The organism is Flavobacterium sp. UM26 (assembly GCF_057922445.1).
Genome location: NZ_JBVHCY010000006.1, coordinates 122,571 through 136,048, shown reverse-complemented (window position 1 = coordinate 136,048; position 13,478 = coordinate 122,571). Strand labels below are relative to the sequence as shown.

12 protein-coding genes are annotated in these 13,478 nt (G+C 38.0%); 6 read left to right on the top strand and 6 right to left on the bottom strand.

What is annotated here, in order from left to right:
• The first annotated feature begins 2 nt into the window (after positions 1 to 2).
• Both ACZ1AQ_RS08920 and ACZ1AQ_RS08915 read left to right on the top strand, forming a co-directional pair.
• A complete protein-coding gene (locus tag ACZ1AQ_RS08920; protein WP_489632568.1) occupies positions 3 to 1,442 on the top strand; it encodes an acetyl-CoA carboxylase biotin carboxylase subunit in 1,440 nt (479 codons plus the stop codon).
• Between the two features lie 37 nt (positions 1,443 to 1,479).
• Positions 1,480 to 3,021 (top strand): acyl-CoA carboxylase subunit beta, encoded by a 1,542-nt coding sequence (locus ACZ1AQ_RS08915; RefSeq protein WP_489632567.1) that lies wholly within the window; start codon positions 1,480 to 1,482, stop codon positions 3,019 to 3,021.
• A 222-nt stretch (positions 3,022 to 3,243) separates the two neighbouring features.
• Here ACZ1AQ_RS08915 and ACZ1AQ_RS08910 read toward each other — a convergent pair whose 3' ends face one another.
• The 4 genes from ACZ1AQ_RS08910 to ACZ1AQ_RS08895 all read right to left on the bottom strand — a co-directional run bounded on the left by ACZ1AQ_RS08910 (position 3,244) and on the right by ACZ1AQ_RS08895 (position 7,056).
• Positions 3,244 to 4,296: a PCMD domain-containing protein gene (locus tag ACZ1AQ_RS08910; protein WP_489632566.1), complete on the bottom strand. Its 1,053-nt coding sequence runs from the start codon at positions 4,294 to 4,296 to the stop codon at positions 3,244 to 3,246.
• Between the two features lie 4 nt (positions 4,297 to 4,300).
• On the bottom strand, positions 4,301 to 4,969 hold the full coding sequence (locus ACZ1AQ_RS08905) for a hypothetical protein (protein ID WP_489632565.1): 669 nt from the start codon (positions 4,967 to 4,969) through the stop codon (positions 4,301 to 4,303).
• Between the two features lie 142 nt (positions 4,970 to 5,111).
• Complete coding sequence (locus tag ACZ1AQ_RS08900) at positions 5,112 to 5,798, bottom strand: response regulator transcription factor (protein WP_489632564.1); 687 nt, start codon at positions 5,796 to 5,798, stop codon at positions 5,112 to 5,114.
• The gene (locus ACZ1AQ_RS08895; protein ID WP_489632563.1) at positions 5,791 to 7,056 is read right to left on the bottom strand and encodes a sensor histidine kinase; all 1,266 of its coding nucleotides are present in this window, start codon (positions 7,054 to 7,056) and stop codon (positions 5,791 to 5,793) included. The genes ACZ1AQ_RS08900 and ACZ1AQ_RS08895 overlap by 8 nt, the downstream gene beginning before the upstream one ends.
• 163 nt (positions 7,057 to 7,219) lie before the next feature.
• On the opposite strand from ACZ1AQ_RS08895, the gene ACZ1AQ_RS08890 reads away from it, so the two are divergent.
• The 4 genes from ACZ1AQ_RS08890 to bglX all read left to right on the top strand — a co-directional run bounded on the left by ACZ1AQ_RS08890 (position 7,220) and on the right by bglX (position 12,886).
• Positions 7,220 to 7,645: a DUF1573 domain-containing protein gene (locus ACZ1AQ_RS08890; protein WP_489632562.1), complete on the top strand. Its 426-nt coding sequence runs from the start codon at positions 7,220 to 7,222 to the stop codon at positions 7,643 to 7,645.
• Positions 7,646 to 7,837: 192 nt separating this feature from the next.
• Positions 7,838 to 8,965 (top strand): SGNH/GDSL hydrolase family protein, encoded by a 1,128-nt coding sequence (locus ACZ1AQ_RS08885; protein WP_489632561.1) that lies wholly within the window; start codon positions 7,838 to 7,840, stop codon positions 8,963 to 8,965.
• On the top strand, positions 8,955 to 10,331 hold the full coding sequence (locus ACZ1AQ_RS08880; RefSeq protein ID WP_489632560.1) for a sialate O-acetylesterase: 1,377 nt from the start codon (positions 8,955 to 8,957) through the stop codon (positions 10,329 to 10,331). The genes ACZ1AQ_RS08885 and ACZ1AQ_RS08880 overlap by 11 nt, the downstream gene beginning before the upstream one ends.
• A gap of 260 nt (positions 10,332 to 10,591) precedes the next feature.
• Positions 10,592 to 12,886, top strand: a complete 2,295-nt coding sequence (gene bglX / locus ACZ1AQ_RS08875) for a beta-glucosidase BglX (protein ID WP_489632559.1) — start codon at positions 10,592 to 10,594, stop codon at positions 12,884 to 12,886.
• On the opposite strand, the gene ACZ1AQ_RS08870 is transcribed toward bglX, so the two are convergent.
• A complete protein-coding gene (locus tag ACZ1AQ_RS08870; protein ID WP_489632558.1) occupies positions 12,887 to 13,222 on the bottom strand; it encodes a DUF5615 family PIN-like protein in 336 nt (111 codons plus the stop codon).
• Positions 13,222 to 13,449 (bottom strand): DUF433 domain-containing protein, encoded by a 228-nt coding sequence (locus ACZ1AQ_RS08865; protein WP_315170055.1) that lies wholly within the window; start codon positions 13,447 to 13,449, stop codon positions 13,222 to 13,224. The genes ACZ1AQ_RS08870 and ACZ1AQ_RS08865 overlap by 1 nt, the downstream gene beginning before the upstream one ends.
• Between the last annotated feature and the right edge of the window lie 29 nt (positions 13,450 to 13,478).

Genomic DNA, 13,478 nt, shown 5'->3' with positions numbered 1-13,478 from the left:
AAATGAAAAAAATACTAGTTGCCAATAGAGGAGAAATCGCGATTCGAGTGATGAAAACTGCTCGAAAAATGGGAATCAAAACAGTGGCGGTGTATTCTACTGTAGACCGAAATGCACCTCACGTTGCCTTTGCAGACGAAGCGGTTTGTATAGGTGAAGCACCATCCAATCAATCCTATTTGTTAGGAAATAAAATTATAGAAGTGGCCAAAGCGGTCCAAGCAGATGCGATTCATCCAGGCTATGGTTTCTTGAGTGAAAATGCTGAATTTGCCGAAGAAGCCGAAAAAAACAACATCATATTCATTGGTCCAAAATCCAAAGCCATTCATATTATGGGTAGTAAATTGGCCGCCAAAGAAGCTGTTCTACAATACGATATTCCAATGGTTCCTGGAGTGGACCACGCGATTACCGATATTGAAGAGGCTAAGCGAACCGCAAAAGCAATCGGTTTTCCTATTTTAATCAAAGCCTCTGCTGGAGGTGGCGGAAAAGGGATGCGCGTCGTAGATAATGAAGCCGATTTTGAAGCGCAAATGAACCGTGCTATTAGTGAGGCTGTGGCTGCTTTTGGAGATGGAGCAGTTTTTATTGAAAAATATGTGGCGTCATCAAGACATATCGAAATTCAAGTGATGGCGGATAGTCACGGCAATGTGTTGTACTTGTTTGAAAGAGAATGTAGTATTCAACGTCGTCATCAAAAAGTAGTAGAGGAAGCGCCCTCTGCGGTTATCACACCCGAAATTCGAAAAAAAATGGGAGAAGCCGCCGTATTGGTAGCCAAATCTTGTGATTACTTGGGAGCAGGAACCGTGGAGTTTTTGGTGGATGAACAACTGAACTTTTATTTCTTAGAAATGAATACGCGTTTGCAAGTAGAGCATCCAGTTACCGAAATTATTGCTGGAGTCGATTTGGTCGAAATGCAAATTCGTGTGGCTAGAGGCGAAGCGCTTACCATTCAACAAGAGGATTTGAAAATTCACGGTCACGCTGTAGAATTACGTGTGTATGCCGAAGATACTTTGAATGGCTTTTTACCAAGTGTAGGTAATTTAGAAGTGTACCAATTGCCCGAAGGCGATGGTGTCCGAGTAGATAACGGATATGCTCAAGGTATGGATGTGCCTATTTATTATGACCCGATGTTGGCCAAATTAATCACTTACGGAGCCACTCGTGAAGAAGCTATTCAGCGTATGGAACAAGCTATTGCTGATTATAAAGTGGAAGGCGTGCAAACCACATTACCTTTTGGTGCTTTTGTAATGCAGCACGAGGCGTTTCGTTCGGGTGATTTTGATACCAATTTTGTAAAGAAGTATTACAATCCTGAAATTTTAAAAGAGCAAACCCAGAAAGAAGCATTGATTGCAGCAAAATTGGCGTTGCAACAGTATTTACAGGACCAAAAAGTGCTTCGATTGCCTAATTAAATAGGTGCTTTGTGCATTTTAATAACAACAGAAAAGTATGGAATCTAAAATAAAAGTATTAAACGAAAAAATAGCACTAGCCCAATTGGGCGGTGGTCAAGCCCGAATTGATAAACATCACGCCAGTAAGAAGCTAACCGCAAGAGAGCGTGTAATGTATTTGTTGGACGAAGGTTCTTTTGAAGAAATTGGGATGTTGGTTACCCACAGAACTACCGATTTTGGTATGGAGAAGGACCTGATTTACGGAGATGGGGTAGTTACAGGTTACGGAACTATTAATGGAAGATTGGTCTATGTTTTTGCACAAGATTTCACCGTTTTTGGTGGTTCTTTGTCCGAAACACACGCCGAGAAAATTTGTAAAGTAATGGATATGGCGCTCAAAGTGGGTGCGCCAATGATTGGATTAAACGATTCAGGAGGTGCTCGAATTCAAGAAGGCGTTCGTTCTTTGGGAGGTTACGCAGATATTTTTTATCGCAATGTACAATCTTCTGGGGTGATACCTCAGATTTCGGCAATTATGGGACCTTGCGCGGGTGGTGCAGTGTATTCCCCAGCGATGACCGATTTTACTATGATGGTAGAAAATAACAGTTATATGTTTGTTACAGGACCCAATGTAGTGAAAACGGTAACCAACGAGGAAGTAACTTCAGAAGCTTTAGGTGGAGCCGTAACACACGCTTCCAAATCGGGAGTGGCCCATTTAACAGCTCCCAACGGAGTGGCTTTGTTGAACAGTATCAAAAATCTTTTGAGCTATTTGCCACAAAACAACAAAGAAACAACTCCAAAAGTACCTTATGTTCTGGGCGATGAAGTGCGAATGGAATTGGCTACAATTATTCCAGACAGTGCCAACAAACCCTATGATATGCACGAAGTGATTCGAGGGATTATTGATGCCGATTCTTTTTATGAAATTCATAAAGAGTATGCCGAAAATATTATTGTTGGATTTGCCCGTTTGGGAGGAAGAAGTATCGGAATTATAGCCAACAATCCAATGTTTTTAGCCGGCTGTTTGGATGTGAAGAGCTCTATCAAAGCTGCGAGATTTGTTCGTTTTTGCGACAGTTTCAATATTCCGTTGTTGGTGTTGGAAGACGTTCCCGGTTTCTTGCCAGGTACCGACCAAGAATGGAACGGAATCATTGTACACGGTGCTAAATTATTATATGCTTTTAGTGAGGCGACCGTGCCAAGAGTGACGGTGATTACTCGAAAAGCCTATGGAGGAGCTTATGATGTAATGAATTCAAAACACATTGGTGCCGATATGAATTTTGCTTGGCCTACGGCAGAAATTGCGGTAATGGGTGCCAAAGGTGCCTCAGAAATTATCTTCAAAAAAGAAATTAGCGAAGCCGAAGACCACGAAGCAAAACTATTAGAAAAAGAAGCTGAATATGCTGAGTTATTTGCCAATCCGTACACCGCAGCACAACGCGGATTTATAGATGAGGTTATTCTTCCAGAAGATACCCGTCGAAAGTTGTTGAAAGCCTTTAGTATGCTCGAAGGAAAAACTGTTCATAGACCAGATAGGAAACACGGTAATATTCCGTTGTAATAGTTTGCTTGAGCGATTATAATTGTGAGCGTTTATTAATAAACTAAGATCGATTAATAAATTACAAAGCTATTTTTAAAATTAACTAGACTATTTGATGTTCCTGCAAGGTCTTTTTCCAGACCTTGTAGGTATTTCTTAAATTAAATTCATACCTACAAGGTTTAAAAAAACTTGCAGGATATCCATTTCATTTCAAGTTCTTGAATAAATGAACTCAGGTTAATAGATCAATTTGAAATTGTTGACCAATAAGGTACTATTTGTACCTCCTTCTAGCTGATCACCATTAAAACTTGAGGAGAAAACCACTGTAATATGGGTGACTGCTTCATTAGTACTACCATAAAGACCGTTTTTAGGTTTTTGATAGGCTGGAAAAGAGTTGTTTAATTCTCCGTAGGTCAATGGGATGGTAATGGTTTTAAAAGCGTCAATTACTTTTTCTTCGGAACGAAACCAACCTGTAGCGATTCTTTTTACTTCGGTACCGCTTCTATTTTCTAATAAAACATAGATATCGCAGGCATCTTTGGTCGTTAAAGTTTGTCCTTTTCTATCCAAATAGGGAGTACCTGGACTGTAGGCATATTCTACAGAGAAATTTTTAGGTCTAGCAGCAAAAGGAATTCCAAATTTGGCAGAATTAATTGGATTTGCCACATCCAATTCAAATTTACCCGTAAACATTGAGCCTGCCGCCATTCGTTGACTGACCAATCCCGCTAGATTTCCCATATCTTGAGTTACTAATTTAGCTGCGATATTCGTTCCGTTGATGGTAAAAGGAGTAACATTTGCGTTTCCTAGAGTGGTCGTTCCAGCATTTCCGCTTGACCAAATTGAGTTGGCGTCTTTTCCGGGTTCGTAGTAATTTTTGGGAGTCATATACCAATCATCAAAGGAACTATTTTCTAATTGTGGTTCACTTCCTTCTTGTTTTACGGTTACGGTATAAGTTTTTGTTGATCCGTCCTCGGCTGTTACAGTGTATTTTACGGGATTACTAAAATCTAATAGTTCCTCACTCGATGGACTAATTGTGGCAAAGGTAGAGAGCACAATTTCTTGAGGCTTTAGTTGTTTGATATTAGCGGTAGCTGCGACAGTTATACTGATTGTACTCGTAGATTCCTCAATGATTGTATTGCCTACTTGATTTATTAAAATAAAACTCAATATTTTTTTTTGATCTGAATTTCCAAAATAATCTTCTGAGACACAGTTGGACAAAACAACACAAAAGAGGGCTAAGAATAAAAGTTTTGTTCTCATATTGTCAAGATTTAAAGAAATAAAAAAAGCTAATGTTTAACGATAAAATGTTTAGTTTTAAGTCTAAAGTATTGCTTTTGATTACTGTATTTTCTTCTTCGTTTATAGTGGTTCTTTTGTATGTATGAGAAAGTCCAGCTAGATTTACCCCAACTTCAGTAGCAAATCCCTTGATGATAAATACTTGAATCCCTGGATTAATTCCAAGATTGTAATTGTTGGTAACAGCATAATATCGGGTTAATACATCATTGGTGGTATTTTCGGTTACTTTATTTTCTTTATCCATTCCTAGGCTCACCACATTAAAAAGATTAAACCGACCGTTGGGAGTTATGGGGATATAGTTTTTAATAAATAAGTATCCACCAAGGCTACTTTTGGCTTCTTTGACAAAGGTTTGGACTCCTTCTGTATCTTCTAAAATCTGATCGAGTTTTGCCCAGTCATAGCGCAAAGCAGTTCCAACAGCAAATGATTTACTTAAGAAATAACCTCCATTAGCTTGAACGTTAAAGCCATCTTTTCGTTTATCAATGACATTGGTGATGAGTAAATTTTCGTTTCGACTCGTTCTCGTATTTGCTCCGCCTGTTAAACCAATAAATGCTAAGCCTTTTTGAAGTTTGGTAAAAGACGAAACTTCAATTGCATTTGAAGTTTGAGCACTCATTGTTTTAGGGAAAATCAGAAGCCAAAGAGTCAGTATTAAAAAAAAGAGCCTTTTTGTAGTTGAAATCATCTGCTTTTTTATTTACAATATTGAAAATTAAAGTTTTAAATAAATGTATAAAAAAAGCAATAATCAATCGATATTATGATTCAAAAAAACGAAACCCAATACCGTGAAGGTTTTCAATGGAAATCCCGGGTTCATTGGCTAGAATTTTACGCAACCTCGAAATAAAAACATCCAAGCTTCGGCCCATAAAATAATCATCATCGCCCCAAAGCGCTGTAAGAATTTCTTCTCGTTTTAAGACGACATTTTTATTGTCTAGAAATAATTTCAATAACTCGGATTCTCTTTGGGTTAGTTTTATTTTTTCGGAGGCATTCCAAAGCAAATAGTTTTTGGTGTCAAACGTGTATTTGCCAATTTGATACTGAGCATATTCGAGCTTTTCCTTTTTTTGCGAGCGTTTCAAGAAAATTTCAATCTTGAGCAATAACTCTTCGATGCTAAAGGGTTTTACTAAATAATCATCGGCGCCCAAACGCAGTCCTTTGATGCGGTCTTCTTTGAGTGTTTTGGCCGAAAGGAAAATGATGGGAATATGGGTGTCGACTTTTCGTATGGCTTCGGCCAATTCAAAACCATCTTTTTTGGGCAACATAATGTCGAAAATACAGATGTCAAAATCAATTTTATGAAAGCATTCTAAAGCAGCTACGCCATCTTCACAATGGTAAACATTGTACTGATTTTGTTCTAAATTGTCTTTTGTCAAAAAAGCCAAAGTGGCATCGTCTTCGACATATAAAATTTTTGGATTATTCATTTTTTATCGGCAGTACTAAAGTTATAGTTGTCCCAAAAGTCTCGTTGTTTTTTGCAGTTATTTTCCAATGATGTAAATCGCAAATTTTTTTTACGTAATACAGCCCTAGTCCAAAACCATTAATTTCATTGCTTTTTTTGGATGGAATTCGGTAGAATTTATCAAAAATAAAAGGAATTTTTTTAGGTTCAATCCCAATTCCGTTATCGATGCAGTCAATTTGTAAATGCTGTTTGGTATCGGTAAAACGAAGTGTGATTTCGGGTGTTTTTTCGCAATATTTTATTGCATTGTCTACTAAGTTATAGATGATGTTTGAAAAATGAAAAACATCACCGTTTAGCTGAGTTTTGCTACTTTGATTATCTAAATGAAACACCACCATTGGATGTTTGAGTTGACAGTTTTCTATGATTTCTTTGATGATAGGAAGGAACTCAAAAGTAGTTTTTTGGAGTTGTAAGGGCGTAGCATCCGACTTGGCAACCGTCAAAATCTTCTCGATGTGTTGATTCAGTTTGTTGCTTTGCTCCACAATGATTTGGGCATATTTTTCCAACTTTTCGTCATCAGTAATTGGTTTTTGTTTGCTCAAATAATTCGAAGCAATTAATATGGACGACAAAGGTGTTTTGAATTCGTGAGTCATATTGTTGATGAAATCACGTTGTAAGTCGGAATATTTTTTTTGTTGCAAAAGCGTATAAATCGAGTACACATAAATCAAAAGAATCAACACCAAAACCAATGAAAGTACGAACCAAAACTTAAGAGAACTGAATAAAAAGGTCGTTTCGTTGGGAAAACGAATAGCAAAATAATAGACCAAGTTTTTGTGTTTGGGAAAATGAATCGAGTGTTTAGAAGTGTCTTTTTCGTCAAGGGAAACATAATTGCCATATACCATTTCGTCGCTCTGACAATTATAAATCGCATATTCAAAATCTGTGGTTACGCCCAGTTTTTTGAAAACGGATTTGAGGTAAAATTCCAAAATCGAGGCATCAAAATCATTCTCTACATTAACGATATAATAATCATTAGAGATTTTTTGTACTGGATTTTGCACCGGAATTTCCTGATTGTTGCCTTTGTACAAGTTTTTAGCCACTTCATACAGTGCAATATGAGCTTTTTGACTGAACTTTTTTTCTTCGATTCGAAAAGCTTCTTTGGTCCATAAAAGTTGTGCCAATAAAATACCGATGATGGCAATGAGTCCAATGACAATGATACTATTGAGGCGATTGATTTTCAAGAAAGGGTCTTTTTTTGATGTAATATTAAGTAAAAATAAGTTGTTTTTAAGGCATTAACAAGTCGTTAACAATCATTTGAATTTGTTTAACAGCAATGCCAAAAAGAGTAACTATATTTGAAAAGTAAAAATTTAGAACACTAAACAATTAAATATAGAAATTATGAAAATGTTAAAAATCTCTTTGTTGGCAGTAGCTTTTGGATTAATGTCTTTCTCAGCTATTACTCCAGTTAAAACAATGGTAAATAAAGTAGCAAATTATGCAAGCGTTTTGGTTTGGAAATCAGAAACTATTGATGTGGGTTCTATCCCTCAAGGTACTCCAAAACCTATTGTTTTTGAATTCAAAAACACTGGAAAAACACCTGTAATTTTGACTAATGTACAAGGTTCTTGTGGTTGTACAGCTACTAATTATACTAAAACTCCAATCGCTCCAGGGAAATCAGGAACGGTTACGGCTACTTACAATGCAGCTGCTATGGGAGCTTTTACTAAAACAGTTACAGTAACTTCTAATGCAGAAACTACTCCAAAAGTATTGACTATTAAAGGAACTGTAGTTGCGGCTACTGTGAAAAGCTAATAGAAAACAGATTATAAAGGCAATCAAACCACTCTGAAAAGGGTGGTTTTTTTATGCGTTTACTTTTCGGGTGAAAAAAGTTAGACGCTTAGTGTATCAATTGGGATGAAGATTTGCATTTGGTATTATTTGATTAGAAAATGAAATAATAGTATCTAAATTTACTAATCTATCCCTTTAAATTTGTAGCTTATGTTAAATAAATTTCCAAAATTAATGTTTTTAAATAAGTTACGTTTTGCTTTGGTTTTGTTGTTAGCGATGAATGTATCGGCCCAACAAAAACAGGAAAGCTCTAGTTATTATACTTTGTCAGGTCGAGTAAACCCACTCGAGAATAATCAAGTACTTCTTATTGGTTCAGCTGCTTCGGTGGCTTTTGAGTTTACGGGTTCGACTTGTGCTATTTCGCTTCAGAGTGTGGATGGTTTTGAACATCATAATTATGTTTCTTTGGTATTAGATGGTCAGTATTTGGGCCGTTTGAGAATAGAAAAAGGAAGCGTTCAATCGTTTCCAATACAAGTTACTTCTGCTAAAAAAACGCATCGATTAGAGGTGTATAAAGCCACGGAGGCGGCAAACGGCAGTGTATTATTTGCAGGCACGACAGCCCAAGTGATTCCTTCGAAAACAAAAATTAAAAAGAAAAAGAAAATCGAGTTCATAGGTGATTCTATTACTTGTGGAATGGGCAATGATTCCAATCCGATTCCTTGTGGGTCGGGCGAATGGTACGATCAACACAACGGTTATTTGGCCTATGGACCAGTGCTTTCTAGACGTTTGGATGCAGATTATTTGTTGAGTTCTGTTTCTGGAATTGGAATGTATCGCAACTGGAATGACGAGCATTTGGAAGAAGCCATTATGCCTGATGTTTACGAAAATTTACATTTGAACAAAGACCAATCCAAATCGTATGATTTTGCATTTCAGCCGGATTTGGTGAGTATTTGTTTGGGTACTAATGACCTTTCGGATGGTGATGGAAAAAAGCCTAGATTGCCTTTTAATGAAGAAAAATACGTAGCGAATTATATTGATTTTATCAAAACGGTATACAAACATTCACCAAATACCCGAATTGTTTTGTTGACTAGCCCTATGGTTTCGGGAGATCGTAATGTGACTTTGGTGAAATGCTTGAAAAAAGTAATCCAAGCTTTTGAAACGGATAAAGCCCACAAACCGATAGCCTTGTTTGAATTCCAGCCGATGTCTCCCAAAGGTTGTGGCTATCATCCCGATAGTAACGATGATAAAGTAATGGCGGATCAATTATTGTCTTTTTTTAAAAAATTATTGTATGAAAAATAGACTTTTCGCCCTAGTCGTTTTCTTCCAAGTTGGTTTGGCCTTCGCCAATGTTACGCTTCCGAATGTTTTTTCGGATAATATGGTTTTGCAACGCAATGCTGATGTGACATTTTGGGGTTGGGCAAATCCGCAGGAAGAAGTAGTGATTGCTCCGAGTTGGAGTAACGAAACGTACAAAATCAAAACGAGCAATCAAGCCCAATGGGAAATTAAGATTCCAACACCCAAAGAAGGAGGGCCTTATACAATTACCATAAAAGGGTACAACGAACTTGTTCTTAAAAATATTTTGATTGGAGAAGTTTGGATTTGTTCTGGGCAATCAAATATGGAAATGAATGCCGGATGGGGAATAACCAATGGCGATGATGCAGTAAAGAATGCCACAAATACCACCATAAGATTCTTTTCAATCCCCAAATTAACGGCGTCCACAACGCAAAATAATTTATCTGGTACCTGGACTACCTGTACACCAGAGACGATGAAGTATTTTAGCGCTGTGGGCTATTTTTTTGGGCAGCGTTTGCAAGAAGAATTAAAGAATGTACCGATTGGTTTGATTTCGTCCAATTGGGGAGGAACGCCAGCGGAGATTTGGATGCCCGAAGAAGTGATTCAAAAGGATGCTGTTTTGTTGGAAGCTGCCAAAACTAGAAAAGAAGAAAGTTATGGTCCCCATCAGCCGGGACGTGCCTTTAATGCTATGATTTATCCGTTGATGAAATTCAAAATTGCAGGGGCTTTATGGTACCAAGGAGAAAGCAATGTGGGATCAACAGTTTATGATAAAACCCTCACGGCTTTGATTACTTCATGGAGACAATTGTGGCAATATGACTTTCCGTTTTATGTGGTTCAAATTGCTCCTTATAAGTATGGAGAAAATCATTTTGGTGGTGCTGTGATTCGCGATGCCCAGCGAAAAGTAGCTCAACAAGTTCCCAATACAGGATTGGTGGTTACTAGCGATATTTCGTCTATTGATGATATTCATCCAAAGGATAAAAAATCGGTGGGGATTCGATTGGGGAATTTGGCTTTGGCGAATACCTATAAAACCAACAAAAAGTTGGTGAATGGTCCTTTGTTTAAAGCCATAAAAATGGAAAAAAGTAAAGCGCTAGTCACTTTTGACTATGACGAAGGCTTGTATTTTAAGGATAAGAAAGCCGATTTGTTTGAAGTTGCGGGTGCTGACAATGTGTTTTATAAAGCAACAGCTGTGATTAAAAATAATTCGGTCATCGTACAATCGGATAAAGTAAAGGCGCCCACTAAAGTGCGTTACGCTTGGAAAAATACGGATCAAGCCACACTTTTTAATCAAGCGAATTTACCGGCTTCGACTTTTATAAGTGAGTAAGTACATAGCATTAATTTGTCTTTTCAAAGGAGGAGAAATCCCATAACATGAATGATACAAGCTGTTCACAATATGTGATTCTTCGTTTCTCAGAATTACCAAAAAACGCATTGATTGATGGGATTTCGCGTGAGGGATAGGAGTGAAAAGCCCACAGCTCCGATTTTCTCGGAGCGAGGACTTGTAGCGGATAGCCCGACCCGCCTACTGAGCTTGTCGAAGTATCTGGCGGGGCACGCCCAAAAAATAAAAAACATAGTATGAAGAATAAAATAGTAGTAACGGTAGGGATTTTTGCCCTGATGATAACTGGAAGTATGAATGCACAAAAAATGTCACATTTAGATCAAACAAAACCCATTGAAGAACGAATTGATTTGTTGATGCAACAAATGACGCTGGAGGAAAAAGTGGGACAAATGAACCAATACAATGGCTTTTGGGAAGTAACTGGACCAGCACCCAAAGGAGGAGATGCAGCAAAGAAATACGAGCATTTGCGCAAAGGATGGGTGGGCTCGATGCTTACGGTTCGTGGCGTGAAGGAAGTAAAAGCGGTGCAAAAAATAGCAGTCGAAGAAACCCGATTGGGGATTCCTCTGATTATAGGTTTTGATGTAATTCACGGATACAAAACCTTAAGCCCGATTCCGTTGGCTGAGGCTGCGAGCTGGGATTTGGAAGCGATTAAAAAATCGGCTCAAGTGGCGGCAGACGAAGCATCGGCGGTGGGGATCAACTGGACATTTGGTCCAAATGTAGATATTTCGAATGATGCTCGTTGGGGAAGAGTGATGGAAGGTGCGGGAGAAGATCCTTATTTGGGAAGTAAAATTGCCAAAGCTAGAGTGACGGGTTTTCAAGGTGACACCAAAGCTGATTTGTTGAAAGTAAATACGATAGCAGCTTGTGCGAAACATTTTGCGGCCTACGGTTTTGCCGAATCAGGAAGGGATTACAATACGGTAGACATTAGCGATTCTAAATTATACAATACCGTTTTGCCTCCGTTTAAAGCGGCGACAGATGCGGGTGTGCGTACGTTGATGAATTCGTTTAATATTTTGAATGGCGTTCCTGCTACAGGCAATGCTTTTTTGCAAAGGGATATTTTAAAAGGACAATGGAAATTTGACGGTTTTGTGGTGTCAGATTGGGCTTCGGTTCGGGAAATGATTCCGCACGGTTTTGCCAAAGATGGAGCAGAAGCGACTGCAAAGGCCGTGATTGCAGGGTCAGATATGGATATGGAATCGCATTTGTATGTGGTCGAATTGGTGAAGTTGGTCAAAGAAGGAAAAGTAAAAGAAGCGCTGGTAGATGATGCCGTTCGCAGAATTTTGCGTGTGAAGTTTGAATTGGGCTTGTTTGATGATCCTTATAAATATTGCGATGAAAAGCGTGAGAAAGCGACCTTGGGTAGTAAATCTAATAATGAGGCAGTGCTAGATATGGCAAAGAAGTCGATTGTATTGTTGAAAAACGAAAAGGGGATACTTCCGCTAAAAAAATCGGGTCAAAAAATAGCCTTGATTGGGGCTTTGGCTAATGATAAAAACAGTCCGTTGGGAAGCTGGAGAATTGCTTCGGATGACAATACAGCGGTTTCGGTTTTGGAAGGAATGCAAAAGTATAAAGGCAACGTACTAACGTTTGAAAAAGGTGCCGATTTGACGGTGGGTAAAACCACGTTTATTGACGAACTGGTGTTCAATACTACCGATAAAAGTGGATTTGATGCTGCTAGAAAAGTTGCAGCAAGCGCAGATGTTGTAGTGATGGTTTTGGGTGAGCACGGTTTTCAATCAGGAGAAGGACGTAGTAGAACGAATCTTGATTTACCGGGTGTTCAACAAGAATTATTAGAAGAAGTGTATAAAGTGAATCCAAATATTGTTCTGGTTTTAAACAACGGTCGACCTTTGGCATTGCCTTGGGCAGCGGAACATATTCCTGCGATTGTTGAGGCTTGGCATTTGGGTACACAAACCGGTAATGCCGTGGCTCAGGTGTTGTATGGTGATTACAATCCGAGTGGTAAATTGCCAATGTCTTTCCCAAGAAATGTAGGGCAAGTACCGATTTATTATAACAATTACAACACTGGAAGACCTGTAAATAGCGACAAAAATGTGTTCTGGTCGCATTATACTGATGTAGAGAAAACGCCTTTGTTTCCTTTTGGTTTTGGATTGAGTTACACTACTTTCGATTATAAAAATTTAAAAATCAACAAAGCTTCTTTCGCAAAAGGAGAGCCGGTTGTCGTTTCGGTGGATATTACCAACTCTGGTAATTATGATGGTAAAGAGGTGGCGCAATTGTATATCCAAGACGTTGCGGCAAGTTTGGCCAGACCTGTAAAAGAACTAAAAGGCTTTGAGTTGATTGCTTTGAAAAAAGGAGAAACCAAAACCGTAACCTTTACTTTGACTGAGAAGGAGTTAGGATTCTATGACAATGCAGGGAAGTACTTGGTAGAAGCGGGAACCTTTAAACTGATGGTTGGAGGAAGCTCGGATAAAGGTTTGGAAGGCCAATTTGAGTTGGAGTAGTTAATAAATTTCTAGAATCATCAGCTCGTCATTTAGAATAAAAGATTCAATAGTTGTCTTTTTATTTATTAATGTTTGAGCAAGTTGTTTTGTATTTTGATTGAACGTTTTTAAAACTATTACTTTTGGTGGTGTACCATTCAAAAGTAATAGTTTTTCAAAATCTTCATCGTGGGTGAGTATAGTGAAATTGTTTTTTTTGGCAAATTCCCATATTTCACTATCTTTTGCAGGTTGTGGAACTTCAATGTCTTTAGCGTGAAAACAATTGGGAAAGCTATCCTCAATCATTTTGATTATTCTCCAAGAAATATTAGCGTCAAGAAGCAATTTCATTAAGCTGCAATTATTTTGGTGATATTTTCTCTATTAGCTGCAAAGGCTAAGGCAGCCAGAATGTCTTCTTTTTTTAGTTCTGGAAAATCCAAAATAATTTCTTCCATCGACATACCCTGTGCAAGCCAAGATAAAATGTCAGATACACAAATTCGTGTTCCAGTTATCGTTGGTTTTCCAAATCGAATATCAGGGTTTATTGAAATCAAGTTTTGCCAATTATTCATAATTTTATCATTTGATACAAATTTACAAA